The sequence below is a fragment of the Pseudomonas sp. NPDC088429 genome, assembly GCF_044753305.1.
GTDB classification, from domain to species: domain Bacteria; phylum Pseudomonadota; class Gammaproteobacteria; order Pseudomonadales; family Pseudomonadaceae; genus Aquipseudomonas; species Aquipseudomonas rustica.
In genome coordinates this window covers 37772-62705 of the sequence record NZ_JBIVMX010000032.1, presented here as the reverse complement: position 1 = coordinate 62705, position 24934 = coordinate 37772, and the positions used below count along the sequence as shown (strand labels likewise).

The 24934-nt window shown below is 60.7% G+C and carries 21 protein-coding genes and 1 pseudogene; 4 read left to right on the top strand and 18 right to left on the bottom strand.

Annotated elements, in window-relative coordinates:
* Positions 1-132: 132 nt before the first annotated feature.
* From ACIP66_RS17220 to ACIP66_RS17195, 6 genes are read right to left on the bottom strand one after another with little or no spacing between them, the layout of a single operon-like run.
* Positions 133-945, bottom strand: coding sequence for a YfaP family protein (locus ACIP66_RS17220; RefSeq protein WP_400649371.1), 813 nt, complete (start codon positions 943-945; stop codon positions 133-135).
* 3 nt (positions 946-948) lie between these two features.
* Positions 949-2568 (bottom strand): DUF2300 domain-containing protein, encoded by a 1620-nt coding sequence (locus ACIP66_RS17215; RefSeq protein WP_400649368.1) that lies wholly within the window; start codon positions 2566-2568, stop codon positions 949-951.
* A 1-nt stretch (position 2569) separates the two neighbouring features.
* The gene (locus ACIP66_RS17210; RefSeq protein WP_400649365.1) at positions 2570-7135 is read right to left on the bottom strand and encodes an alpha-2-macroglobulin family protein; all 4566 of its coding nucleotides are present in this window, start codon (positions 7133-7135) and stop codon (positions 2570-2572) included.
* Positions 7132-7797, bottom strand: coding sequence for a DUF1175 domain-containing protein (locus ACIP66_RS17205; RefSeq protein WP_178124219.1), 666 nt, complete (start codon positions 7795-7797; stop codon positions 7132-7134). The genes ACIP66_RS17210 and ACIP66_RS17205 overlap by 4 nt, the downstream gene beginning before the upstream one ends.
* On the bottom strand, positions 7767-9479 hold the full coding sequence (locus tag ACIP66_RS17200) for a DUF2138 domain-containing protein (protein WP_400649362.1): 1713 nt from the start codon (positions 9477-9479) through the stop codon (positions 7767-7769). The genes ACIP66_RS17205 and ACIP66_RS17200 overlap by 31 nt, the downstream gene beginning before the upstream one ends.
* 40 nt (positions 9480-9519) lie before the next feature.
* Positions 9520-10311 carry a YfaP family protein gene (locus ACIP66_RS17195; protein WP_400649360.1) on the bottom strand — a complete coding sequence of 264 codons (792 nt, stop codon included), beginning with the start codon at positions 10309-10311 and terminating at the stop codon, positions 9520-9522.
* A 558-nt stretch (positions 10312-10869) separates the two neighbouring features.
* Here ACIP66_RS17195 and ACIP66_RS17190 point away from each other — a divergent pair.
* The 4 genes from ACIP66_RS17190 (at position 10870) to ACIP66_RS17175 (ending at position 16014) form a co-directional block, all read left to right on the top strand.
* Complete coding sequence (locus tag ACIP66_RS17190; RefSeq protein ID WP_159815451.1) at positions 10870-11112, top strand: exodeoxyribonuclease VII small subunit; 243 nt, start codon at positions 10870-10872, stop codon at positions 11110-11112.
* Entirely contained in the window at positions 11109-11996 is an 888-nt protein-coding gene (ispA, locus tag ACIP66_RS17185; protein WP_400649358.1) for a (2E,6E)-farnesyl diphosphate synthase, read from the top strand. Before ACIP66_RS17190 ends, ispA begins: the two co-directional genes overlap by 4 nt.
* A 91-nt stretch (positions 11997-12087) precedes the next feature.
* Positions 12088-13986: a 1-deoxy-D-xylulose-5-phosphate synthase gene (gene dxs / locus ACIP66_RS17180; RefSeq protein ID WP_400649356.1), complete on the top strand. Its 1899-nt coding sequence runs from the start codon at positions 12088-12090 to the stop codon at positions 13984-13986.
* Positions 13987-14127: 141 nt separating this feature from the next.
* Positions 14128-16014 carry a TonB-dependent receptor domain-containing protein gene (locus tag ACIP66_RS17175; RefSeq protein ID WP_400649354.1) on the top strand — a complete coding sequence of 629 codons (1887 nt, stop codon included), beginning with the start codon at positions 14128-14130 and terminating at the stop codon, positions 16012-16014.
* Between the two features lie 132 nt (positions 16015-16146).
* Here the strand turns inward: ACIP66_RS17175 and ACIP66_RS17170 are convergent, their stop codons facing one another.
* From ACIP66_RS17170 to ACIP66_RS17115, 12 genes and pseudogenes are all read right to left on the bottom strand, one after another.
* Positions 16147-16947, bottom strand: a complete 801-nt coding sequence (locus ACIP66_RS17170) for a cobalamin-binding protein (protein ID WP_400649351.1) — start codon at positions 16945-16947, stop codon at positions 16147-16149.
* Positions 16947-17366, bottom strand: a complete 420-nt coding sequence (locus ACIP66_RS17165) for a hypothetical protein (protein ID WP_053124245.1) — start codon at positions 17364-17366, stop codon at positions 16947-16949. Before ACIP66_RS17165 ends, ACIP66_RS17170 begins: the two co-directional genes overlap by 1 nt.
* A complete protein-coding gene (ribA, locus tag ACIP66_RS17160) occupies positions 17363-17980 on the bottom strand; it encodes a GTP cyclohydrolase II (protein WP_053124247.1) in 618 nt (205 codons plus the stop codon). Before ribA ends, ACIP66_RS17165 begins: the two co-directional genes overlap by 4 nt.
* A gap of 222 nt (positions 17981-18202) precedes the next feature.
* Positions 18203-18946 (bottom strand): substrate-binding periplasmic protein, encoded by a 744-nt coding sequence (locus ACIP66_RS17155; protein ID WP_400649348.1) that lies wholly within the window; start codon positions 18944-18946, stop codon positions 18203-18205.
* A 35-nt stretch (positions 18947-18981) separates the two neighbouring features.
* The gene (locus ACIP66_RS17150; protein ID WP_007910933.1) at positions 18982-19485 is read right to left on the bottom strand and encodes a phosphatidylglycerophosphatase A; all 504 of its coding nucleotides are present in this window, start codon (positions 19483-19485) and stop codon (positions 18982-18984) included.
* A complete protein-coding gene (gene thiL / locus ACIP66_RS17145; RefSeq protein ID WP_400649345.1) occupies positions 19482-20447 on the bottom strand; it encodes a thiamine-phosphate kinase in 966 nt (321 codons plus the stop codon). Before thiL ends, ACIP66_RS17150 begins: the two co-directional genes overlap by 4 nt.
* Positions 20448-20465: 18 nt before the next feature.
* Complete coding sequence (nusB, locus tag ACIP66_RS17140; RefSeq protein WP_053124252.1) at positions 20466-20966, bottom strand: transcription antitermination factor NusB; 501 nt, start codon at positions 20964-20966, stop codon at positions 20466-20468.
* Positions 20963-21439, bottom strand: a complete 477-nt coding sequence (gene ribE / locus ACIP66_RS17135; protein ID WP_003228649.1) for a 6,7-dimethyl-8-ribityllumazine synthase — start codon at positions 21437-21439, stop codon at positions 20963-20965. The genes nusB and ribE overlap by 4 nt, the downstream gene beginning before the upstream one ends.
* A 235-nt stretch (positions 21440-21674) precedes the next feature.
* The gene (ribBA, locus tag ACIP66_RS17130; protein ID WP_008081846.1) at positions 21675-22766 is read right to left on the bottom strand and encodes a bifunctional 3,4-dihydroxy-2-butanone-4-phosphate synthase/GTP cyclohydrolase II; all 1092 of its coding nucleotides are present in this window, start codon (positions 22764-22766) and stop codon (positions 21675-21677) included.
* A 16-nt stretch (positions 22767-22782) separates the two neighbouring features.
* A complete protein-coding gene (locus ACIP66_RS17125) occupies positions 22783-23445 on the bottom strand; it encodes a riboflavin synthase (RefSeq protein WP_150694725.1) in 663 nt (220 codons plus the stop codon).
* A 47-nt stretch (positions 23446-23492) separates the two neighbouring features.
* The gene (ribD, locus tag ACIP66_RS17120; protein WP_053124257.1) at positions 23493-24626 is read right to left on the bottom strand and encodes a bifunctional diaminohydroxyphosphoribosylaminopyrimidine deaminase/5-amino-6-(5-phosphoribosylamino)uracil reductase RibD; all 1134 of its coding nucleotides are present in this window, start codon (positions 24624-24626) and stop codon (positions 23493-23495) included.
* Positions 24623-24875 (bottom strand): annotated as a pseudogene (locus tag ACIP66_RS17115) (ATP cone domain-containing protein). The gene ribD and the pseudogene ACIP66_RS17115 overlap by 4 nt, the downstream one beginning before the upstream one ends.
* Between the last annotated feature and the right edge of the window lie 59 nt (positions 24876-24934).

Below are 24934 nucleotides of genomic sequence, written 5' to 3'. Positions count from 1 at the left end.
GCCGTCAACGTCTATTTTCATATTTCTGTCACATTGGTCAAAAAAGCCCGCAAACACGAAGGCCGACCCCAAGGGGTCGGCCTTCGTTGCCCTGCTCTTCTATATATAAGCTGCGATCGCTGTACCTGAGCCTCACGGATAGCTAAACGACTTAACCAGTGTCAACTCTCCCACCGCGCGCATCGGGATAAGGAACGTCTCCATCTTCTCGCTCGGTGTTCCCTCTTCGGTAATCACCGTTACCTGCGCCGTGGTTAACGGCTGCACCGCGTCATCCCCTCCCTCTTCATCTCCACGATAGCCACCGCCGTAATAATTCACGTAAACCAGATACTGACCCTTGATCGGTGCCGGCATGGCGAAGATTTCCGGGCCGTAACCAGTGGTGACGTCGACATCAAGCGCTGCACCGTTTGGCGCGACGCGATGGCCGTACCAGATGTGCGCGCCATCGGGCGTCACCAGATGCAGGTCGAGGTCGGTACCGTCGCTGTCCCATGCCAATAAAACGCGAAGCTTGGCCGGGGTCGCGCCGCCGCTGGTGTTGAGAAACTGCGTGCGATGGCGTTGTTGTCCGTCGGGGCTGCGCACTTCGACACTGTTGCTGCCATTGGGGAAGGAGAACGGTCGGTCAAAGCGTCCGGATTCGTCGATCTTCAACGGCATGCTCACACCGTTGACAATCAATCGACCCGGCTCGTTACTCTTCGGCGTGGCTTTGATCTCGCCACTGATGCGCGCGGTCTTGGCCTGGCCAACCGGCGTGTTCACTGACGAGGCCGGGTAGTTGACGGTCTGACGAAAACTTTCGCCCTCGCCTTCGGGCGTGCCGCTGCGCCAGCCACCGACCGGCGTGTCGAGTTTGACGCTGTCGGCAGCCATGGCCACGGGCAGCACATTAAAGGCACAGAGCAGCAGCAAGACCTGTGGATAACGGAGTGTCATGGTCTATTCCAGCAAAAGGTGACGGGCGAGCCCTTCGATGTAGGTTTCATCCTGGCCATTGGGGTGTGCTTCAAAGGCCAGGTGCAGATATTCGTGAGTCAGATCGAGGCGATCCTGCAAGGTCAGCACGCCGCGCACATAAATGCGCTGGCGTTCGCGGTCGACGTAAGGTCGTCCGAACGCGAGTTTGCACACGGCAAATGTGCTGACTTCGTTGTAGCCGGTTTCGCTGTCCAGTTTTGGCCGCCAGCCTCGACGCTGTTTTTGCAGCCAGTCCTGTGCGGCGGGCAATGCTTGGCAAGAAGCAATCGGGTTATCCCAACGGCTGAGGCTGGCGCGCGGATAGGCGTGCAGCAAAATCGCGTCATATCGTTGCCCCGCATTCGCCTGCTCGACAGCCTGCTGCCAAGAGAGTTTGTCCGGGCCGGGCTGATCCGAGTGATAAGTGACGGTGCTGCCGGCCAACACCAGATCGGCTGTCCACGCGGCAATGTTGCGCGATTCGGCGGAGGCCGGACGCGGCGCGACTCGCTGCCGATTGCTGCTGTCATCAATGCTCAGGCAATCGCCATTGCGCGTCGCGTTCTGCAATAGATAGGTGCGAATGGCGACGGCAAGTGCTTTGGCAGCTTCGGCGGGGTCGGCTTTGGCTTCGCGCTCGAGGACTCGGGCGACGTATTCTTCGCGATCCACGCGGGCGACGAGTTTGTCGTTGAGCAGAAACAGTTCGCCGTCGCTGTGGATATCCAACGCGTTGCCGTTGGCGAACTCGACACGGTAGTCGCCCTTTAATGAACCCGATGCCGCGATACGCTTCCCCGCCAAAACCCTCGAAACCGGATATTTCGAAAACAGGCCGACTTCTACACAGCGCCCCGCTTCCGCCGGCCATGTAATTGGCAACACCGTCGACAGCGCTTGCGCGTAATGACGCAAGACCATCTGACTGGTGCCGCGCCCGCCCGCCCAGATCGGCGAGCCGTCAGCCGTCCACCCCGCAAATCCACCCTGCCGTGACTGGGGATCCCGATCGCCGAGCCAACTCCAGGTTTTCACCCGTAAACGCCCGCCCAGTTCACCGACGACATTGCCGTCCGCTGCATTAAGCAGTACATCGAGCAGCACCCGCCGCGCCTGATCCTGTGCAGGCAAAGTTGCCAACACCTTAAGTAACTCGACAACGGAAACGCGCTGAGCAGGCTGCACCGATGGCAAATCCAGCAACCACGACGGCGCCTGCCGCGCCTGCCAATAAGCACGCCAATCCCCAGCCGCGATCCCCAACCGCGAAGGCTCGAAATACAACCCGCAAGATTTCACCAACGCCTGATCACGTTCGATCTTGCCGCCCGCCGTGCAGCAATAAACCTCTTCCTTCGACTGCCCGCGACATTCATATGCCGGTTCCTGCGCGCCGGTATCTACCAGCCACGCATAGACGAACAACTTCCACAGACTGCCCAATGGCGTGTCCAGCGTCGGTGGCAACGGTTCGCGAGCAGTCAACTGCGTGTGATTCAGCGACAACAACTCGCCTTTATAAGCCAGACGCAGCGGCTCATCCTGCGCCGTCGCCAGCGCAGGCATCACACACAACATCAGCCACAGCAGCGACCGGATCATGTCAGTTGACCGTGACCTGACCGAGCGCGGCTTTCGCTTCCTGGGCCTGATGCTGCGGCGCGTAAATCTGGGTGAAGCGCACCGGCGGCAGGTTGAACTGGCCTTTCTGCGAGAAGCGCACCAGATGACGCAGACGCAACTCGCCGCTCAGCGCATCCACCGGCACCGCGTAAGCCAGTTGTCCCGGTTCGAAGCGCGCCTTCTCCAGCGCGGTCGGCTCAGTGCCTTCCTTACCCTGCAACTTGATGCCCCACGTCGTACGCTCGACATCGGCACCCGGCGGCAACGGCACTTCGAGCATGCCGTAGCGCAGCGGTTTCGGCGCTTTGCTGGTGAGGATCACTTCGTCCAGATACAGGCTGTCGCTGGACAACGGCTTGCTGCCGACCGGCTCCAGTTTGAAGGTGAAGGCTTCGTCGCCCGGCACCAGTCGCGACAGACGACGGGTGATGGTCACGGCCATCGGATCGACCGCCGGTTGCTGAGTCTGGAAGCTCAGCGCCGCGCGCAATGGACGCTCCTGAGTACCGGAAACCGTCAATACGCTTGGCACCGGCGTCGCGCCCTGCCATGTCCAATACATCTCACCGGTTGCACCGTAGTTTTTCTTCCAGCCTTCACCCGGCGTCAGCGCGATGGTCGGCGAGGCTTGAGCGATGCTGCGTTGCAGCCAGGTCAGCGCCAGCGCTCGCTCCAGGGTCGATTGCTGCGGCAACAGACGTTGCAACAAAGCCTGCGCGCGTGCCTGATCAAACGGTTGCAGCGACACATTCAGCGCTTCGGCAAATGGCTGCGAACTGACCGACAGACGCTGTTGCGCAGCGCCCACCTGACGATTGAAGGCTTCCGGCAAGGTCACTTTCGACTGCGCAGCCAACGCTGCGGTCAACACCCGCGCCGCCGCCAGACCGAGCGCTGAATCCGGATCGCTCATCACCAAACTGTTTTGGCCATCGTCGAGCATGGTTTCGGCATTGCCTTCACCAGCCTTGGCCAGATCCTCCATCAACCCTGTCAGCAACGTATTCACCGGCAGATGCATCTGTTTGGCGAACGACAGAATCAACGCGCGCTGCAGCAACGGCGTGTTCGGCGCTTGTTTGGCGTAAACCTCCAACACTCGCTGCCAGTGCTCCGGCGGCAAGGTCAGTTCCAGCACTTGGCTGGCGTTGAAGTCGGCGTAATAGGCGTAAGCGGTGAGGAACGCATCCGGCTCACCGTCGTAGCCCCACCAAGTAAAACTCGCCGAAGGCCCGGCCATTTGCACCAGACGCAGGCGGCTGTTTTGCATGATCAGGCGCAAGCGATCGCGGATCTGCGGGTTCGACGCCAGCGATGGATAAGCGATGCTCAACGGCAGCAAGCGGCTGGCCGTTTGTTCGACGCCGCCGTACGGATAGCTGAGCAGATCATCGAGCGCCGAGCGGAACAGCGCTTGCGGACTGTCATCCAGGCGCAGGCGAATATCGGTGGCATCCGCTGGCAGGCTTAACGGTGTATCGCCGCTGGCGACGTCGAGACTTTGCGTCTGCGTCACTTGCCAGCCATCACCCGTCGCGCTGAGGCGTACAGCCAAGGCATCAGCAGTTTTACCGTCCTGCACCAGTTCCGCAGTCCATTCGCCGGAAGCCAATGCGAACCCTGGCAGTGGCAGGTAATTGATGCCGTTGTTCAAAGTCACCGGCAGACGCTGTTCGGTGCCAGCGTAGTGAGTGACCAATTCAGCCTTCACTGGTTTCTCGGCCTGACTGAACGCGAACACACCAAGCTGTGGCTGATCACCTTTGCGGAATTTGCTCGGGCCGCTCCACTTCAGGTACAGCGGTTTTTCCGAGCGCACAAACTGCTTCTTCTGCCCGACCTGACCGTCGTCGGCGATCGCTCGGGCGGTGATGCGCCAGCGGGTCAGCGAGTCTGGCATCTTGAAGGTGAAGCGGGTTTTGCCGTCGGCACCGGTCAACAACTCCGGTTGCCAAGCGGCTGTGTCAACGTCTTCACGACGCGGACGCTCCAGCACTTTCACTCCGCGTTCGCTGCGGTTGGCTTTGCCCGGCGCACCCGGACTGCCCGGCAGCGCGACGTCATAACTGATGAACGACAGGCTGGCGCTGGTGCGCACGTTGTTGCGGCGCGGGTGATAGAAGAACTGGTCGATGGTCGGCGCGACTTCCGGTTGCAGCGCGTAAACCATTTCGTCGACGACGCTGACGGTCAGATGCGCCGGCACCGCTTTGCCGGCGAACTGCGTGGTGAGGTCAACCGTGACGGTGTCGCCCGGCAGATAGACCTGTTTGTCAGTGCTGATCGCCACGTCGATTTGCGGCGCGACCACTTTGATCCCGGCATTCTGGAAGCTGTACTGACCGCCCTTGGTGTAGAGCACGGAGAAAGTCAGGTTCGGCGCGAAGTTGTCTTTCCCCGGGATGCGCGCGCGGTACTGGGTGTCGCTGAGTTTTTCCAGTTTCAGCCAATCACCGCCCTTGGCCAGCAGCGCGGTGGCTTCGACCTTGTCGCGCTCCAGCGACAGCAAGGCATCGCTGACTGGCTCCGGAAAAGTAATCAGCGCCAGCGCTTCATCGCCAGCCTTGTACTCAGGTTTGTCGAGGACGATTTCCACGGTGCCTGGCACTGCTTTCACGCCGTCGCCAGTAACCGAATGCCCGGTGGCACCGAGCACGCGACCGTGTTGGTCTTTCAAGGTCAGGTTGTAAGTGCCTGGACGATCGAAGGCCAGACTGAAGCCCTTGTCCGTCGCCGCGAGTTTGCCTTCGCCCGTGCTCTGGTCTTCCAGACGCACCCAGCCATAAGTGCTCGGCGTCACCGCTTTGCTCTGCTCGCTGCCGCCCTCGTTGGCGTAGCTGAACGCAACCTTGTCGCCGACCGCACTGAAGCGTTGCGGCGCGCTCAAGCGGAAGCTTGCGGCGCCACGGTCAATCAGGATTTCCTTGGTGGTCTTGACCCGATACGCCGCGCCATCGCTGGCAAACACGGTGAGCATGTAGCGGCTCGGTTTGTCGGCGGCCGGCAGGTCGAGGGTCGCGTTGCCCTTGCTGTCGGTGGTCAGTTCGGTGCTGGTCAGTTCCACCGGGAATTGCCCGAGGTATTGCAGCTCGTTGTCGACCATCGACAGTTGTTGGGCTCGCAGACTCAGAGTGAGTTTGGCGTTGGCCACCGGTTTGCCGTCCGGGTACAGCAGCACCAGACTGCCCTTCACCGGTTCGCCGGTGCGGTAATCCTGTTTGGCCAGGTTCAGCGAAATCTCGAAGTGCGGCTTGATGTACTCGGCTACACGGAAAGCGCTGCTGTAGGCCTGATCCTTGTAGTTGAAACGAATCTCGTAACCGCCCGCCAACGCGTTGTCCGGCAACTGGAAGCGGCCCTGAGTGCCGGCCTTCGAATCGAGTTTCAAATCGAGGTGCTGCAACTCGGTGCCCGTCGCATCCAGCACCGCGACGCTGACATCCGCCGCCCCCGGCAACACCGAATCCCGCGCATTCTTGAACTCACGACCAACGATCTTCAACGACACCCAATCACCCGGGCGATACAGCGGCCGGTCGGTGAAGGCATAGAGTTTGGTGTCGTAGATTTCGCTGTCGTAGTAGAAGTTTTCGGAGACGAACACCCCGCCCTCTTCGTCCTCGCCGATGACGAACGAGCGCTCAGGGCTGACGTGTTTCAGGCGCAGCAAACCATCGGCATCGGTTGCGCCGCTGCTCATCACGCCGAGTCCGTCAGTCCACAGCACATTGACCTTCGGCACCGAGCTGCCTTCGTGTTTGCGCGCGGCCCAGACCAGCAATTCGTCGCCGGCAATCTTGCTCACCGCGACGGTGTTGGAGACGAACACCATGGTGGTCGCGCGGTATTTACCGATCAGCGCTTCGACCAGATACAGACCCGGCTTCAGATTGCCCAACGGGATGTAAACGTTGCCCGGTGCGACGCTGACGAAATCACTGGAAGACCCCGCCAGATTCACACCTTCCGGTGGCTGAATCGGCTTGGCCTGCCACAACGGATAGCGGAACTGGCTGACCACCGGCAGACCCGGAATCAACGCAAATTGCGGCTGCGCGTCGTACGGCGTCGGTGCGGCGATGGCGTTGCCCATCTTCAGTTCCGGCACTTCTTCGGTGACCTGTTTGCGCGACTCATAAGAGAACGCGCGCTGCATCACCCGACGGGATTTGCGGTACCAGTTATCCCACAGGTACGCGAGAGTGTTGGACAGGCCTTCACCCTTGAACTGACCGTCGCTGACCACGCGATGCAGGTTCTTTTGGCGCTTGAGGAAGTCCAGCGGCTTGTCGATGCGGTACACACGAATGTCGGCGCCGCCATACGGCTCCATGCGGAATCGACGGTAATCGCGGCCCGGCGCTTCGAGGCGAACCATTGCCTGTTCATCACTGGCGAAACTGCTGTCGGCGAGCAGGAAAAAGCTTTCACCGGAGACCGGCGTATAGCCGCTCGGCTCGACGGTATCTTCGGCATTCACTGCCGAAAAAGGCAGGGCTAATACCAACAGTAGGGGCAGGAAACGCAACATGCGGGCACCGGTCATTGGGAGAGAAAGTTCAGTCGATAGACGCCGATGAAGTTGGGGTTGGCTGCGTCGGGTATCCATCGGGTGTCCTTCCATGTCATGAGTTGCTGCAGGCTTGCCGAACGCATGCCGTTGTCAGTCGGGGTGGTGGTGCCGGTGTGATAGGCGATGTAGCGGCCCATCCAGATCATCAGGTGCTGGTCGTCGCCCTGATCGAAAAACATCAAATCACCCGGCCGCGCCTGCGACACGTCGCGGCTGACCAGATGGCTGTTGAACTGAATCAGTTTGATCGCGTTGACGTAAGGCCCGACCTTGCCGCCACCCTGCTGCCATTGCTGGGCGAGCTTGCGCTGGTCATCGGTCAGCGACAGCTCCGGCGGCAGATAACGATTGGACAGGCCATTGCTGCGCAGCCATTTGTCGTCGTGGACTTTCAGCGCTTCGTTGGCGGCGAAACGCACCAGCCCGGCGCAATCCTGTTGATACCAGCGCGGGCTCGGGCCTTGGCTCAGTTGCTCCTGGGCGATGCGCACGAACCAGGCGCGAAACACTTGGGACTGTGCCGGATCGAGCGCCGGCGCTTCGACGGCTCGGGCTCCCGCACTGAGTAACAGTGCGAGCAAGCCGAGACTGCGGATCAGTGTCGTCACAGCGCTTTCCACTCCAGCGGCAGCCATTGCCAGTGGCCGTCAGGCTCGCTGCCTTCGGGCAAGGTCAGCGCGTATTTGCCGTAACCGCCGAGGGTGCGCAGTTTCGGGATCAGGTAGGTTTGCGCGGCGTTGTAAAACACCGGTTCCATGTCCTGCGGCAGGCTGTCGAGGGTTTCCTGCTGCATCAGTTGCGCCATCGAATCCGGGCCGAAGTAGATCGGCATCAGCACATCTTTGGGCAGCACGTCGGCCATCGGCGGGAAGCGTTTGTCGAGGGTGCCGAGGGCCTTGTCGACAAGTTTGTCATCGAGGGAGAAGAGCAGCGTCGAACCGTGGCGCGCGAGGCTGACTTTCATGAAAGCCTTGCCGGAAATAGCCTCCGGGTTCTCGGCATCTTTGGCTGCGTAAGGGCCGAAGTTGGAGCTGACCTGACGCTGCCAGACGTGGTTCTGGCCTTCGTGTTTCTCGACCACCGGAAACACGTTTTCTTCAACATTGGACTCAAACGCGCCGACCATCGAGCCGAACAATTTGCCGAGGTCGCCGTCGAGTTTGCCGCTGTCTTCATCTTTCAGACTGGCGACCAACAGCGGCGTGTACAAACGCGAATCGGCATACCAGCACAGGCCCGCTGCACCCGCGACATGTTCGGTGAGGGTTTGCGCCACGGCTTCTTCGGCACCGAGTTTTACCAGCAGCGGTTTTTGCGGTTCGGCCGCGACCGGCAAGGTCACGCAGGCACTGGCACCGAGCGGCATCGCCTGCCAGACCGGTTTGAAATCGAAGTCCGGCTGGTTTTCCAGTTCATCCATCGCGAGGTAGCTGTGCCAGCCCTTGTCGTCCATGTCGAAACGCAGCCCGGCGAAGTTCGGGATGAAACGCTGATAACCCATGGCGAGGACGCTGGAATTGACAGACAGACGCTGTTTGGTTTCCGGTGTTTTCGCTGGCAGACCGAAGGCTTCGGGGAACAGTTTTTCACCGTTGAGCAGCGCCGCGAATGCCTGCGGTGAAACGTGACCCGACTCTTCGGAGGCGCCGCTTTCCGGGTCGTAGTACTTGGCCGGGTTGGACAGCACCACCAGTTTGTCGCCGTGAGAAGCGAACAGCAGGGCTTTGCTCGCGTTGTAAGTCAACTGATAGAGCGGCACGGTGTCGCCACCAACCTTGATTTCGGCAATCTGGCTGAGTTGCGTGTCATCCAGTGCGACCTTCGCCAGCGGCTCGAGCAATTTCGCCAGACCGCCGCGATCCATCACCAACAGGAAATCCTTGAGGCGACCATCCGCCCCGCGCCACAGCGCCACGTCGGCCGGTTGATCGAAAAGCGCTTCGATCAGGCTGTCCTGCAACTTCAGATCATGCTCGTAGATGATCCGGCGCAGGCTGCCGATCAGGCCGAGACGATCGGCGTGGGTTTCGTAATAGAAGACGAAATCTTCGGTGAGCGTGGCTTTGAGGAACGGCACCGTCAGCAAGTCTTTGGGCAACTGGCTCAGGGAATGTGTTTCAAGCAGCGCGTCCGGACGGCTCAGACCGAGCTTGTCACTGGCCAATTCCGCCGGCGGCGCTTTGGGCTTGAGCAACAGCCAGCCAAAACCACCCGCCACGCCAGCCATCAGGCACAACCCGGCCAGCAGCAATGGCCAGCGCCGCGAAGGTTTCGCCGCTGGCGTGTCGACAGCCGAAGTCACAGTGTTTTCGCTCATCTTTTCAAAGCCCGATTTCATCCGTGCAGCGGGATGCTTATTAATAGTTGAAAGTCTTTACCAGCAGCAGATCACCGATCGCCCGCAGGGGCACGATGAACGTTTCGCGTTTTTCGTCGACGGTGTTTTCGTTGAGCACCAGCGTGATTTGCGAGGTGATCACCTCGTTCTGATTGCTGGTCTCCTCGAAGTTATAGCCGCCGTTGCCGAAGTTGCCCCAATAGTTGACGTAAACCAGATAGGTGCCATGCAACGGCGCGGTCATGGTGAACATTTCCGGGCCGGGGCCATCGACACCATCCGGGTCGAGACCGCCGCCATTGCTCAACGCCGGCTGCGCCCAAAACGCATGCTGACCGTCGGGCGTGACAATGTGCAGATCGAGCTCGGCTTTCGGATCGTCCCATCCCAAGACAAGACGAATTCGCGCCGGCGTGCGCAAATTGTTTGCTTCATAAAATTGCACGCGCTTGAGCGACTGGCCCTCGGCGCTCATCACCTCGACGCTGTTGGAGCCCGCGCCGAACGCATACGGCCGGGCGAAACGCCCCTGGTCATCGGTGTACAAATTCAGTGGATTGCCATTTACCGCAAGGCTGTGTGGCGGGCGCTGATGCCCGATGGCTTTGAGCTGACCCTGGATCATCGTGCGATTGCGCTGAATGCCGCGATCGATCGGCGGCGTCGGGTAGGCGACTTGCGGGTTTTCCGTACGATCGAGCAAGCCGTGATAGCGCCAGCCACCGACCGGTTCAGACAGTTCGGCAGTCGGCGCGGCCCACAGCACTGGCGCGCAGGCCAGACCGATAAACAGCAAAAGAAGTGAACGCATGTAATGCCTCCTGCCATGCCTGAACGAAACCTTGCACCCGATCCTCGGTACTTCACAGCGGTGAAACTGCGTTTCGTCTGAAAGACCCGTGACTGTCGGGTCGTAGAAGGCGCGAAGATTAGCCATTTGGTGGTTTTTTAACAATCGGATACAGGTGCGATGGCTGTAGGAAACTGGCCTTTTGAAGGTTGTGAGCCGATTAGGAAAGTTATTCGGCTCACAAAATGAGCCGAATAAGCCTCTGCATTCCAAAATCACCGCTAACCCTGTGGCGAGGGGATTTATCCCCGTTGGGCTGCGCAGCAGCCCCAAAAGTTACGAGCACCTATTTTCAGGTCTACCGAGTCAGCATTGATTGCGACTGCTGCGCAGCCGAACGGGGATAAATCCCCTCGCCACAAAGGATCTTTGTTCTCACAAGGGATCTTTTCATTCAGAGGGGATCTTTATCCTGCACAAAGGATCATTTGTTCTGGCGCGCATCGCCCTGCTCATTTGCCCACAACCCCCCTATCTGCTAGTGTCGCGCCGGTTTAACGTCAACCGGAAATCGCCGCCATGGCCCGCAAAAAAGCTGCACTGGATTTCGAACAGTCCCTCGCCGACCTGCAAGCATTGGTCGAGCGTCTGGAGAATGGTGAATTGTCGCTGGAAGACTCGCTGACCGCTTTCGAGCAGGGCATCGGTCTGACCCGTGATTGCCAGGCAGCGCTGGCGCAGGCCGAGCAGAAGGTGCAAGTGCTGCTGGAGCGCGATGGCGAACTCGCCGAGGAACCCTTCGACGCGGAACAGCCAGAATGATTGCAGCGTATACGGCGACCAGCCAGAACCGCGTCAATGCGGCACTGGAAACCCTGTTCAATGCGCCGCTGCCAGAGCTGGCACGTCTTTATGAAGCCATGCGCTACAGCGTGATGAACGGCGGCAAACGCGTGCGTCCGCTGCTGGCTTATGCTGCCTGCGAAGCGTTGGGCGGCAAGGCTGAGCAAGCCAACGGCGCGGCTTGCGCGGTTGAGTTGATCCACGCCTATTCGCTGGTTCACGACGATTTGCCGGCGATGGACGATGACGATCTGCGCCGCGGCCAGCCGACCACCCACAAAAAATTCGATGAAGCTTGCGCGATTCTTGCCGGTGACGGTTTGCAGAGTCTGGCCTTCAGCGCCCTGCTCGATCCGCGCCTGAGCGATTGCAGCAGCGATATCCGTCTGCAAATGGTCACCGCGCTGGCGCAGGCTGCCGGCCCGGCGGGCATGGTTGGCGGCCAGGCCATCGACCTCGGCTCGGTCGGCCTCAAGCTCGATCAAAAAGCCCTCGAACAGATGCACCGGCACAAGACCGGCGCGCTGATCGAAGTCAGCGTCAGACTCGGCGCTCTGGCCAGCGGCCGTGCCGAGAAAGACGAACTGCGCGCCCTGCAGACTTATGCACAAGCCATCGGCCTGGCGTTTCAGGTGCAGGACGACATCCTTGACGTCGAAAGCGACACCGAAACCCTCGGCAAACGCCAGGGCGCTGACATCGCTCGTGACAAACCAACCTACCCGGCATTGCTCGGCCTCGACGCCGCCAAGGCCTACGCCTTGGAACTGCGCGATCAGGCTCTGCATGCGCTGCGACCGTTTGACGCGGCGGCTGAGCCTTTGCGTGAGCTGGCCCGGTATATCGTTGAGCGGCGCAACTGAGCGCCGAGCAGCCAAAAAATACCAACGCGTGGGCAGGGGGCGATGCATCAGGTAAACTGCCGCATCTTTTATACCTATAACGATTCGCCTGATGCCCACGACGTTTCATGAGATTCCCCGCAAGCGCCCGACCACGCCCCTGCTCGACCGCGCGAATCCGCCGGACGCCCTGCGCCGGATACGCGAAGCCGAGCTGGAAACCCTGGCCGATGAGTTGCGCCTGGAATTGCTCTACACGGTCGGTCAGACCGGTGGGCATTTCGGTGCCGGCCTGGGCGTGATCGAGCTGACCATCGCGCTGCATTACGTCTTCGACACGCCGGACGACCGGTTGCTGTGGGACGTTGGTCATCAGGCTTATCCGCACAAGATCCTCACCGGTCGTCGCGAGCGCATGGGCACTCTGCGTCAGAAGGACGGCATCGCTGCCTTCCCGCGCCGTGCCGAGAGCGAATACGACACCTTTGGCGTCGGCCACTCCAGCACCTCGATCAGTGCAGCGCTGGGCATGGCGATTGCCGCCCGCCTGCAAAACAGTGATCGCAAGGCGATCGCGGTGATCGGCGACGGCGCGTTGACTGCCGGCATGGCCTTCGAGGCACTGAACCACGCGCCGGAAGTGAACGCCAACATGTTGGTGATCCTCAACGACAACGACATGTCGATCTCGCGCAACGTCGGCGGTCTGTCCAATTATCTGGCGAAGATCCTTTCCAGCCGCACTTACGCGAGCATGCGTGAAGGCAGCAAGAAAGTCCTGTCGCGCCTGCCCGGCGCCTGGGAAATCGCCCGTCGTACCGAAGAATACGCAAAGGGCATGCTGGTTCCCGGCACGCTGTTCGAAGAGCTGGGCTGGAACTACATCGGCCCGATTGACGGCCACGACCTGCCGACCCTGATCGCCACGCTGCGCAACATGCGTGACCTCAAAGGCCCGCAGTTCCTGCACATCGTCACCAAAAAAGGCAAAGGCTTCGCTCCGGCGGAAGTCGACCCGATCGGTTACCACGCCATCACCAAACTCGAACCACTGGACGCTCCGGCCGCTGCGCCGAAGAAGGCCAGCGGGCCGAAGTATTCGGCGGTGTTCGGCGAGTGGCTGTGCGACATGGCGGCGGCGGATCCACGCCTGGTCGGGATCACCCCGGCGATGAAGGAAGGCTCGGATCTGGTGGCGTTCAGCGAACGCTTCCCGCTGCGCTACTTCGACGTGGCGATTGCCGAGCAACACGCGGTGACGTTCGCCGCCGGCATGGCCTGCGAAGGCGCGAAACCGGTGGTGGCGATTTACTCGACGTTCCTGCAGCGTGGTTACGACCAGTTGGTGCATGACGTTGCGGTGCAGAACCTCGACGTGCTGTTCGCCATCGACCGTGCCGGTCTGGTTGGCGAAGACGGCCCGACCCACGCTGGCAGCTTCGACCTGTCGTACCTGCGCTGCATCCCGGGCATGGTCATCATGACCCCGAGCGATGAAAACGAACTGCGCAAAATGCTCACCACCGGTCACCTCTACAACGGCCCGGCGGCGGTGCGTTATCCGCGCGGAAACGGCCCGAATGCGACCATCGAAAAAGATCTCGAACCGGTGGAAATCGGCAAGGGCATCGTCCGCCGTCAGGGCAACAAAGTCGCCCTGCTGGTGTTCGGCGTGCAACTGACCGAAGCGCTGAAAGTCGCCGAGAAGCTGGACGCCACCGTGGTCGATATGCGTTTCGTCAAACCGCTGGATGAAGAACTGGTGCGCGAGATTGCCGGCAGCCACGAGTTGCTGGTGACCATCGAAGAGAACGCGATCATGGGCGGCGCCGGTGGCGCGGTCAGTGAGTTCCTCGCCCGCGAGAACATCCTCAAGTCGATGCTGCATCTGGGCTTGCCGGATATCTACGTCGAACACGCCAAGCCTGCGCAAATGCTGGCGGAATGTGGGCTGGATGAGGCCGGGATCGAAGCGTCGATTCGTCAGCGTCTGGCCCTACTCAACCGCTAAACGTTCCCCCTGTAGGAGCTGCCGAAGGCCGCGATCTTTTGATCCTGCTTCTCGGCGGCTCCAGACCTTCCAAAAAAGCAAAATCAACAGATCGCAGCCTTCGGCAGCTCCTACAGGGTTTTGCACAAACCATGGATTGCCATGAAACTCTCGCGCCTCGCCCTGCTCTTCTTCTTGCTGCCGACCACCAGCGCCGTCGCCGATAACTTCGAGCGTGATCAGGCGTTGAAGCTCCCGGACACGTTGATCTCCGCCAACCGTCAGGTCGAAGCACGTAACGACAGCAGCGCCGCCAACACCGTATTCACCCGTGAAGACATCGACCGCCTGCAACCGAGCGACGTGCCGGATCTGCTGCGTCGCGTGCCGGGTGTGCAAGTGGCGCAGACTGGCGGACGCGGCAGTCTGCCGGGGATCTATATTCGCGGCACGCAATCGGCGCAGAGTCTGGTGTTGGTCGATGGTCAGCGCATCGGCAACTCGACTTCGGGCGACAGCAATCTGCAGCATCTGAACATCGAGCAGATCGAGCGTGTGGAAGTGCTGCGCGGTTCGCGTTCGGTGATTTACGGCAGCGATGCGATTGGCGGGGTGATTCAGATTTTCACCCGACGCGGTACTGAGCAGGGTTTGCAGCCACGCATGCACGTTGGTTTCGGCAGCAACCAGACCTGGGAGCGCAGCCTCGGATTGTCCGGCGGCGATGACAAAACCCGTTTCAACCTCGGCGCCAGCCTTGATGAAACTGCCGGGATTGATCGTACGCACGAGTCGTATCCAAGCGATGGCGATCACGATGCCTATCGCAACAAATCCATCAGCCTGAGCCTCAGCCATGCGCTGACCGATGACATCGAAATCGGCGCCAATCTGCTGGATAACCGTGGCAAGAGCGAGTTCGACAACCCGTTCGGCCGCTTCGACATGAACACCTTCGAGTCGGTGCAGCAGCAGCCTTACAGTGATTTTAATGTCAGCAGCGTCAGCAGCTACTTCGACGCCCGGGTCAACGACCTCTGGAAAACCCGCGTCGAGTTCGGCCATACCGAGAACCGCGAGAAGACCCTGGATAAACTCAGCGACGAGCGCACGGTGTTCAACACCTATCGCGATTCGCTGAACTGGCAGAACGACCTGACCTTGAACGCGCGCAACAGCTTGATCCTCGGCGGCGACTGGTACGAGGATCGCGTCAACAGCAGCACCGCGTTTGACGAGGACAGCCGCTGGAACCGCGCGGCGTTTATCCAGCATCGTTATCAGGCCGACAGTTTCTCCACCGAACTCGGTCTGCGCCACGATGACAATCAGCAATTTGGCAGCCAGAACACCTGGAGCGGCACGTTCACCCTGCCGCTGAATCCGGATAACGATCTGTTGCTGAGTTATAGCGAAGGCTTCCGCGCACCAACGTTCAACGACCTGTACTACCCGGACTTCAGTAATCCTGATCTGAAACCGGAAACGTCGAAGAGCTACGAGCTGCAATGGCGCAGCCAGTTGAGCGACAACAGCCGTCTGGAAGCGTCTATTTACCGTACGGATCTGCAGGACGCGATTATCTTCGGCAGCAACTCACGTCCAGAGAACGTGGCTTCGGCGCGAATCAACGGTTTTGAAGCGGCGCTGAAACAGGAACTGTTCGACTGGCAGAGCAACCTGGGCGTGTCGATCATTGATCCGCGCGATCGCGATTCCGGGCATACCCTGGCGCGTCGTGCGCGGCGGACGTTGAGCTGGGATCTGGATCGGCAGTTTGATCGGATCAGTGTCGGTGCGAGCTGGCAGGCGGTAAGCAGCAGTTATGACGATCGCGACAACAATCAATCGCTGGGTGGCTACGCACTGTTCGGCTTGCGCAGCAGTTGGGCGCTGAACCGCGAGATCAAGCTGGATCTGAAGGTCGATAACGTTTTCGACAAGGGTTACAGCCGCGCGAATTACAGCTATGACGGCGGTCAGTATGATTATCGCGAGGAAGGTCGGATGTGGATGTTTGGTGTCACCTGGACACCCGAAATCCGCTAAGACCCCGCATCTGGATATCACCCAACTCCCTGTAGGAGCTGCCGAAGGCTGCGATCTTTTGATCTTCGGCAATCCCGACTCAGCCCCAAAGCAAGATCAACAGATCGCAGCCTTCGGCAGCTCCTACAGGGGTTATCGGTGCGGCTGGATGAGTTGGCAGAGTTTGGCGGTGGCGTCGATCATCTGGCCGCTTGGGCGTTCGAGGCCTTTGTCGGTGACCAGCAGTAATTGCTGCTGTTTTACAGCGGCGACCTGCGGCCAGTTTTTCCAGGCGTTGAGCTGGGACTGGTCGCTGGCCAGAATCATTTCGGGATCACGTTGCAACACTGATTCGATGCTGACTTGCGGCGCAGGCAAGGTCAGATCACTGAACACATTGCGCGCCCCGCACACTTGCAGCGCATCACTGATGATCTGCCCGCCACCAACGGTGTACAGGGGCTTGTCCCACACCTGATAAAACACCCGCAACGGCACTTCCCGGTGATAGCGCTGGCGTAGATCCGCGAGTTTTTGCCGCAGATCCCCTGCCAGTTTCACCCCACGCTCAGACCTGCCCAATTGCTTGGCAATGGCTTCAATCTGCGTGGAGAGTTGATCTAAAGAATGCGGTTCGGCGACGAAAGTCGGAATGCCCAGACGCTTCAACTGATCCCGTTGTGCCGGGCCGACGCTGCCGGGCCAGAGCAGCAACAAATCAGGCTTAAGGCTGAGCAACTGTTCCATGTCGAGCTGGCCGTAACGACCCACCGATGGAACGTTGGCAATTTCCGCAGGACGTTCACCGGCATCCAGCACCCCGACCAACAGGTCGGCCGAATCCAGCTCAACGACAATTTCAGAAAGCGACGGCGCCAGGCTGACCACCCGCAGGCTTGCCAGCACCGGGCCGCTGACGGCCAGCAGCAGAACCGCCAGCCAGAGACGGTGCATCAGCCGAGTTGACGCGGGATGCGGTAGAGATAAAACAGCACGGCGGTGGACAGCGCCAGCAGCATCAACGGCACCGCTTCGAGACCGACGAATACCGCCAGTGCGCCGATCCACGCTGGCAAGGCTGCCGCGAGAAACGCCGAGCGACGGTTCGCCGCAAGGGCAATCCACGCGCCGGGTTCTTCAGGGGTATCGAGGGCTTTTTGCGTGGCGATCAGTGCGTGTTTGTAGCGGCCGAAAAACTTCAGGCTGACAAACATCGACGCCACGCCGGCAATGAACAGCGGCATCGCCAGCACCGGCAAAATGCCGTCGCTCTGACCGAATAATGCGTTGATCACGAACAGCGGCACCAGTGCCAGCGCGAGGTATTTCCACCAGGCGACGGACAATCGGCGCCGCACCTGACCACGGGTCACGCCCGGTCTACCTCGCCCTGATGCTCGTTGCCCATCATGTGGTCGAGCTTGCTGGCCTTGGTCGCCAGGTAGAGTTTGTTGTGCGGGTTGTGCCCGGTGTGCAGCGGCACGCGCTCGGCGACGGTGATGCCCATGTCGGTCAAGGCTTTGACCTTGCGCGGGTTGTTGGTCATCAGGCGCAGGGATTTCACGCCCAGATGCTCAAGCATCGGCAGGCACATCGCGTAGTCGCGCTGGTCGGCGGCGAAACCCAGACGTTCGTTGGCTTCCACGGTGTCGGCGCCGCCATCTTGCAACTCGTAAGCACGGATCTTGTTCAACAGCCCGATGCCGCGACCTTCCTGACGCAGATAGAGCAACACGCCGCGGCCTTCGCGGGCGATGGCTTTGAGTGCGCCTTCGAGTTGCGAGCCGCAGTCGCAACGCTGGCTGAACAAGGCATCGCCGGTCAGGCATTCGGAGTGCAAGCGGCCGAGTACCGGGGCACCGTCGGTGAACTCACCGAGGCTCAGCACAACGTGCTCGCGGCCGGTGGCTTCATCGAGAAAACCGTGCATGGTGAATTGCGCAAAAGGCGTTGGCAGCTTGGAAGCGGCGACAAAGACGACAGGCACCGGTGTGCTCCTGATCTAAAGAGTCTGAAAATTCGCAGGCCGGCATTGTAACAGCAGGTTCCTACCGGCGCTTAGGCTGAATTATCGGGGATAACGATCAAAAAGTTTGATAACTACCCGGTCGACATGGATCCCTGTAGGAGCTGTCGAGTGAAACGAGGCTGCGATCTTTTGATCTGTTTTTTAGAATCAAGATCAAAAGATCGCAGCGTGCCGCAGCTCCTACAGGGGATTTGTGGCGAAGGGGTAGGGTTGCTTCCACTTCTCGAAGATCGGCTTCAGCTCGCCGCCCTTCACCAGTTGCTCCATGCGCTGGTCATACAGCGCCATCAAGACCCGAGCCTGCGGGGTGTCGGCGAAGCCGAGGTACAGCGGCAACTCGACCAGGTGTGAATAGCGATACTGCGCCGGATCCGGCGCACTGCGCATCACCGCTTCGATCTCGGTCAGCGCGTCGATGTAGTAATCCGCCCGCCCCTGCTTGAGCATCGGCAGGATGCCGGTGCGGCGCTCGATCTGGTTGTAGCGTTTGACGTTCGGCAGGTAGTTTTCGTAGCGATAACCGCGCACCCAGGCCAGTCGGTATTTGCCGAGGGTCGCCAAGGTCGGCGGCGGGTTGCTCGCCAGACCCAGCGCGTAGATGTGATCGGAATCGAAATTCCAGTGCGGATACAGCACTTGCTCGGCTTCATCACGATAGGAACCAACCAGCGCGTCGACTTCCTTCAACTGCACCAAACCGATCGAGCGGGTGTACGGCACGCTGCGGATCTCGACTTTGACGCCGGCCGGTTCAAAAACCTTGCGCAGCACATCCCAGGCGAGTCCGTGGCCGTCGGCGGCGGTGTAGTCTTCCCAGTCTTCGCTGGCCAGATGAATCACCGCCGGCGCATGCACAGCTTCCTGAGCACTGACGACAGTGCTCAACAAGGTCAACATCAGCAGCGCCAGCCAGCGTCGAGCCATCCCTAGTGTCCTCACTTAACCCTGTACGGCGCGGATCAGGCGAAAATCCACACCAGTCCCTGCATGGCCAGCCAGGCGAATACGCCGGCCAGCACGTCGTCGAGCATGATGCCGACGCCGCCGTGAACATGCCGGTCGATCCAGCGAATCGGCCATGGCTTGAGAATGTCGAAAAAGCGGAATACCAGAAAACCCGCGAGCAACCAGTACCAGCCTTCCGGCACAAGCCACAGGGTGATCCACATCCCGACCATTTCGTCCCAGACGATGCCTTCGTGGTCGTGTACCCGCAGATCGTCGGCGACTTTGCCGCACAGCCAGAAGCCGAACAGCATGGTGATCCCGAGCATCAGCCAGTAACCCCAGTCGGGCAGCATCTGCCACAACGGGATAAAGGGTAGCGCAACTAACGAGCCCCACGTGCCCGGCGCTTTCGGCAGCGTGCCGGAACCGAAGCCGAACGCGAGGAAATGCCAGGGATTGCGCCAGACCGACGGCGGAACGAATTCGGCCGGAACCTGTTTCGGGTGATCTGTCACGGTGTCTCCTGAAAATGTTGATAGCCCCGGGTTTGCGGGGTGATGTCGTGCCCTTCGCGATCCAGCAGTACCACGCCCTGCCCTTCGGCCACGCGACCGATCACATGGATCGGCCAGCCATTGGCCAGCAGCGCCGACAACTCGACGGACGGCAGGGTGAACGCCAGCACGTAATCATCGCCACCGCTCAACGCCGCGCGCTCGGCACCCCGTTGACCGAGAAACGCCACTAAAGCATCCGACAACGGTACGCGCTCGCGTTCAATCTCAAGTCGCACCTGCGATGCCAATGCGATGTGGCCGCAGTCGGCTAGCAAGCCATCGGAGATATCCAGCGCCGACGTGGCTTTGCCGCGCAGGGCCTGACCGAGGGCGAGTTGCGGTTGCGGCGACCAGTAGTGATCGAGCAGCGGTTGGGCGATATGAGGTTCGGCATCACGCTGACCGAGCACCAGCGGCAGCGCGCCGGCAGCATTGCCCAGCTCGCCGCCGACACAGAGCAAGTCGCCCGGTTGCGCGCCGCTGCGGGTCAACGCCTGACCGGCAGGCACGCGACCAAACACAGTCACCGTCAGGCTCAACGGCCCGCGCGTGGTGTCGCCGCCGACCAGCGCAACGCCGCAGCTCTGCGCCATGCGGTTCAAACCGCGGGCATAGGCTTGCAGCCAATCGGCAGTCACCGTCGGTACAGTCAGGGCAAGGGTAAAGGCAACGGGCGTGGCGCCCATGGCGGCCAGATCGCTGACCGCAACGGCCAGCGAGCGCTGACCGAGCAGAAACGGATCGCAGGGGTCGGCGAAATGCACACCGACCACCAGCGTATCGGTGGAAATTGCCAACTGTTCCCCGGAGGGAACAGCGAGCAAGGCGCAGTCATCGCCAATCCCGAGAGCAACGCCTTCGCCGCCCTGCGCACAAGGCGCGGCGGCGAAGAAATTGCGGATCAGCTCAAACTCGCCCATTGAAGTATCAAGCGCGTTTCAGCGCTTGAACGCCTTCACTTCAGCTTCACGCAGGCGCGGGGCCAGCTTGTCGAGCACACCGTTGACGAACTTGTGACCGTCGGTGGAACCGTAGACTTTCGCCAGTTCGATGCCTTCGTTGATCACAACGCGGTACGGCACGTCGACGCGCTTGAGCAGTTCCCAGGTCGACAGGCGCAGTACGCACAGCTCAACCGGGTCGAGCTCTTCGATGGTCAGATCCAGGCACGGCGCCAGCGCGGTGTCGATCTCGGTCAGACTGGCCGGAACACCGTGCAGGATGTCGTGGAAGTAGCTCTGGTCGGCGAAGGTGAAGTCGTTATCGACGCGAAACTGCGCTTCGATTTCGTTCAGCGAAGCACCGGCCATGTGGCGCTGGTACAACGCTTGCGTCGCCAACTGACGGGCAGCGCGGCGCTTTTCGCTTTTCGAAGGCTTGCCGGCGTCGGTTGGACGCGGCTCGCGCGGGTTGAAACGATCGCTTTCGTCGCTAATCACTTGGCCTCCAACTGTGCCAGCAGGCTGACCATTTCCAGAGCGGACAGGGCAGCTTCGGCACCTTTGTTACCGGCCTTGGTGCCGGAACGTTCGATGGCTTGCTCGATGGAATCAACGGTCAGGACGCCGAACGCGACCGGCACGCCGAACTCCATGGACACCTGGGCCAGACCCTTGGTGCATTCGCCAGCCACGTATTCGAAGTGCGGAGTACCGCCACGAATGACCGCGCCGAGGGCGATGATGGCTGCGAACTCGCCTTTCTGAGCGACTTTCTGCGCAACCAGCGGGATTTCGAAGGCGCCAGGCGCGCGGATGATGGTGATGTCGCTTTCGCTCACGCCGTGGCGAACCAGGGCATCAACTGCACCGCTGACCAGGCTTTCAACAACAAAGCTGTTGAAACGGCCTACTACCAAAGCGTAGCGGCCTTTTGGGGCGATGAAGGTACCTTCGATGGTCTTCAGGGTCATTCGTCAGATCTCTTAAAGAGCCGGGACGCGTCTCGTACGCATCCCTCAGTGATATTAGCCACGAATACATGGCCGGAAAAAACCGCATTGCTGACTGATTACAAACTGTGGCGAGGGGATTTATCCCCGATGGACTGCGCAGCAGTCCCAAAAACAGGGGCCGCTGCGCAGCCCGTCGGGGATGAATCCCCTCACCACAAGAATCCATGTCAACAATGCCGGAAACGACCGGTCATTATTCGGAGGGCACGTATTCTACAACTTCCAGATCGAAACCGGATATCGCATTAAATTTCATTGGCGCAGACATCAGGCGCATTTTGCGCACACCGAGGTCTCGCAGGATCTGCGAACCGGCACCGACGATGCTGTAGGTGGTCGGTTTTTTCGGTGCTGGCTGATCACCGGTTTCACGGATATGCGCCAGCAACACGTCGCCATCGAGCGGGTGACCGAGCAACAGAACAACACCGCTGCCGGCCTCGGCAACCGCAGCCATCGCGGCGCGCAGGCTCCAGCGGCCCGGTTGCTTGACCATCAACAGGTCGCGCAGCGGATCCATGTTGTGCACGCGAACCAGCGTTGGCTCTTCGGCGCAAACAGTGCCCAGGGTCAGCGCCATGTGCACGTCGCCTTCCACCGAATCACGATAGGTCACCAGGTTGAATTGGCCCAGTTCGCTGTCGAGTGGCTGCTCGGCAATCCGCTGAACGGTACGTTCGTGGATCATCCGGTAGTGAATCAGGTCGGCAATGGTGCCGATCTTGATGTTGTGTTCGGCAGCAAAAGCTTCCAGTTCGGCGCGACGGGACATGGTGCCGTCGTCGTTCATCACTTCGCAGATCACCCCGCTCGGCTCGAAACCGGCCATGCGCGCGAGGTCGCAGGCGGCTTCGGTGTGGCCAGCGCGAGCGAGGGTGCCGCCAGCCTGAGCCATCAGCGGGAAGATGTGGCCCGGGCTGACGATGTCTTCAGCCTTGGCATCTTTGGCCGCCGCCGCTTGCACGGTGCGCGCACGGTCGGCGGCGGAGATGCCGGTGGTGACGCCTTCGGCCGCTTCGATCGAAACGGTGAACTTGGTGCCGAAACCGGAACCGTTGCGCGGCGCCATCAGCGGCAGCTTCAACAGTTCGCAGCGCTCGCGGCTCATCGGCATGCAGATCAGGCCACGGGCGTGCTTGGCCATGAAGTTGATGTGCTCGGCCTGGCAGCATTCGGCGGCCATGATCAGGTCGCCTTCATTCTCGCGGTCTTCGTCATCCATGAGGATGACCATCTTGCCTTGGCGGATGTCTTCAACCAGTTCTTCGATGCTATTGAGCGCCACAAGGCACCCCCTTCAGTCAGGATTTGAGATAGCCATTGGCGGCCAGAAAGCTTTCAGTGATGCCGCCAGCGCTTGGCTCTGCAGCCTTGTCACCGAGCAGCAGACGCTCCAGATAACGCGCCAGCAAATCGACTTCCAGATTCACCCGGCGGCCTGGCTTGTACGACGCCATGATGGTTTCGCTCAGGGTGTGCGGGATGATCGTCAGCATGAATTCGGCGCCATCGACTTCGTTCACGGTCAGGCTGGTGCCGTCGACGGTGATCGAGCCTTTGTGGGCGATGTACTTGGCCAGTTCTTTCGGCGCGCGGATGCGAAATTCCACGGCGCGGGCATTGTCGGAGCGCGAGACGATTTCGCCGACACCGTCGACGTGGCCGCTGACCAGATGCCCGCCGAGACGGGTGGTCGGGGTCAGGGCTTTTTCCAGATTGACCGGGCTGCCGCTTTTCAGGTCATTCATGGCGGTGCAGTCCAGCGTTTCGCGGCTGACGTCGGCGGCAAAGCCGTCGCCCGGCAGTTCAACGGCCGTCAGGCACACGCCGTTGACCGCGATGCTGTCGCCGAGTTTGACGTCGCTCAAGTCGAGCTTGCCAGTTGCGACGTGTACCCGCACATCACCGCCCTTTGGGGTCAGTGCGCGGATACTGCCGATGGATTCGATGATGCCGGTAAACATGGGGTTCTCCTTGAGAACTAAGCCAGCGCTAACGCGATGGCCGGGAATTATACGCTCGCCGATGGCACAGGGATGGCAGTGACTCGCCAGTCATCGCCCACCGCACGAATTTCACTGATTTTCAGCTCCGGGGCATCCTTCATATGGGCCAGCGGCCAGTCGAGCAATGGACGCGCCGTGGAGCCAAGGAACTTGCCGGCGATGAAGATCACGAATTCATCCACCAGACCGAGCTGAGCGAAGGCGCCCGCCAAACGTGGGCCAGCCTCGACCAGCACTTCGTTGACGCCGCGATTGGCCAGTTCAATCAGCAGTTGATGCAGATCGACCTGACCGTCATCACCCGGCACGATCAGGCATTCCGGGCCATTCGCGTATTGCTCTTCGACCGCCATGCAAGTGGCAACCAACGCCGGGCCGGCCTTGAAGAACGGTGCATCGAGCGGCACGCGCAGGCGCCCGTCGATCAGCACGCGCAACGGCGGACGGCTCATGGCCAGCGCGGTTTGTTCGCCATCCAGACCCAACTCGTCGGCGCGCACAGTTAAACGCGCGCCATCGGCCAGCACGGTGTCAGCGCCGGTCAGCACCACGGCGGCCTGAGCGCGCAAACGCTGCACCGCCGAACGCGCGGCCGGGCCGGTGATCCATTGGCTTTCGCCGTTTTCCATCGCCGTGCGACCGTCGAGGCTCATGGCCAACTTGACCCGCACGAACGGCAAGCCGTGTTCCATGCGTTTCAGGAAACCCTGGTTGAGCTTGCGCGCCTCGGCTTCGAGCACACCGCTTTCGGTGGCGATGCCGGCATCGGCCAGACGCTGCAAACCACGGCCGGCAACTTGCGGATTCGGGTCACGCATTGCCGCAACAACCCGAGCAACCCCGGCATTCACCAGCGCATCGGCACACGGCGGCGTGCGGCCATGGTGGCTGCACGGTTCCAAAGTCACATAAGCAGTGGCGCCACGGGCCAGTTCGCCGGCGGCGCGCAGGGCGTGGACTTCGGCATGCGGTTCGCCGGCGCGTTCGTGCCAGCCTTCGCCGACAATCTGCCCGTCGCGCACCACCACACAGCCGACCCGAGGATTGGGATGGGTGGTGTAGTGACCTTTGCGCGCCAGTTCCAGCGCACGCGCCATAAAGTGGGCGTCGAGGATGGCCTGCTCGGCGACGGTGGTCATTCTTTCACCGGTTCGCGGGCGAGGCGGTCGATTTCTTCGCGGAATTCATTGAGATCCTGGAAGCGCTTGTACACCGAAGCGAAGCGGATGTAGGCGACTTCATCAAGCTTCTGCAATTCGGCCATGACCAGTTCGCCGACCACGAGGGATTTGACCTCGCGTTCGCCGGTGGCGCACCTGTTCTCCCTCGGCGACCAGACGCGAGTCGATGACCTTGGTGTCGTTGGCACCGCAGAAGGGACAGTGCATGGTGGCTGGCAACAAAAAAAGGGAGGGCCATGGTAGCGCATCCCGGTGGCAAGACAAGC

Bases quoted from the DNA above. Each gene is read 5' to 3' on its own strand.
- ACIP66_RS17220 (WP_400649371.1), bottom strand. From the start codon at position 945: ATGACACTCCGTTATCCACAGGTCTTGCTGCTGCTCTGTGCCTTTAAT.
- ACIP66_RS17215 (WP_400649368.1), bottom strand. From the start codon at position 2,568: ATGATCCGGTCGCTGCTGTGGCTGATGTTGTGTGTGATGCCTGCGCTG.
- ACIP66_RS17210 (WP_400649365.1), bottom strand. From the start codon at position 7,135: ATGACCGGTGCCCGCATGTTGCGTTTCCTGCCCCTACTGTTGGTATTA.
- ACIP66_RS17205 (WP_178124219.1), bottom strand. From the start codon at position 7,797: ATGGCTGCCGCTGGAGTGGAAAGCGCTGTGACGACACTGATCCGCAGT.
- ACIP66_RS17200 (WP_400649362.1), bottom strand. From the start codon at position 9,479: ATGAGCGAAAACACTGTGACTTCGGCTGTCGACACGCCAGCGGCGAAA.
- ACIP66_RS17195 (WP_400649360.1), bottom strand. From the start codon at position 10,311: ATGCGTTCACTTCTTTTGCTGTTTATCGGTCTGGCCTGCGCGCCAGTG.
- ACIP66_RS17190 (WP_159815451.1), top strand. From the start codon at position 10,870: ATGGCCCGCAAAAAAGCTGCACTGGATTTCGAACAGTCCCTCGCCGAC.
- ispA (WP_400649358.1), top strand. From the start codon at position 11,109: ATGATTGCAGCGTATACGGCGACCAGCCAGAACCGCGTCAATGCGGCA.
- dxs (WP_400649356.1), top strand. From the start codon at position 12,088: ATGCCCACGACGTTTCATGAGATTCCCCGCAAGCGCCCGACCACGCCC.
- ACIP66_RS17175 (WP_400649354.1), top strand. From the start codon at position 14,128: ATGAAACTCTCGCGCCTCGCCCTGCTCTTCTTCTTGCTGCCGACCACC.
- ACIP66_RS17170 (WP_400649351.1), bottom strand. From the start codon at position 16,947: ATGCACCGTCTCTGGCTGGCGGTTCTGCTGCTGGCCGTCAGCGGCCCG.
- ACIP66_RS17155 (WP_400649348.1), bottom strand. From the start codon at position 18,946: ATGGCTCGACGCTGGCTGGCGCTGCTGATGTTGACCTTGTTGAGCACT.
- thiL (WP_400649345.1), bottom strand. From the start codon at position 20,447: ATGGGCGAGTTTGAGCTGATCCGCAATTTCTTCGCCGCCGCGCCTTGT.
- ribE (WP_003228649.1), bottom strand. From the start codon at position 21,439: ATGACCCTGAAGACCATCGAAGGTACCTTCATCGCCCCAAAAGGCCGC.
- ACIP66_RS17125 (WP_150694725.1), bottom strand. From the start codon at position 23,445: ATGTTTACCGGCATCATCGAATCCATCGGCAGTATCCGCGCACTGACC.
- ribD (WP_053124257.1), bottom strand. From the start codon at position 24,626: ATGACCACCGTCGCCGAGCAGGCCATCCTCGACGCCCACTTTATGGCG.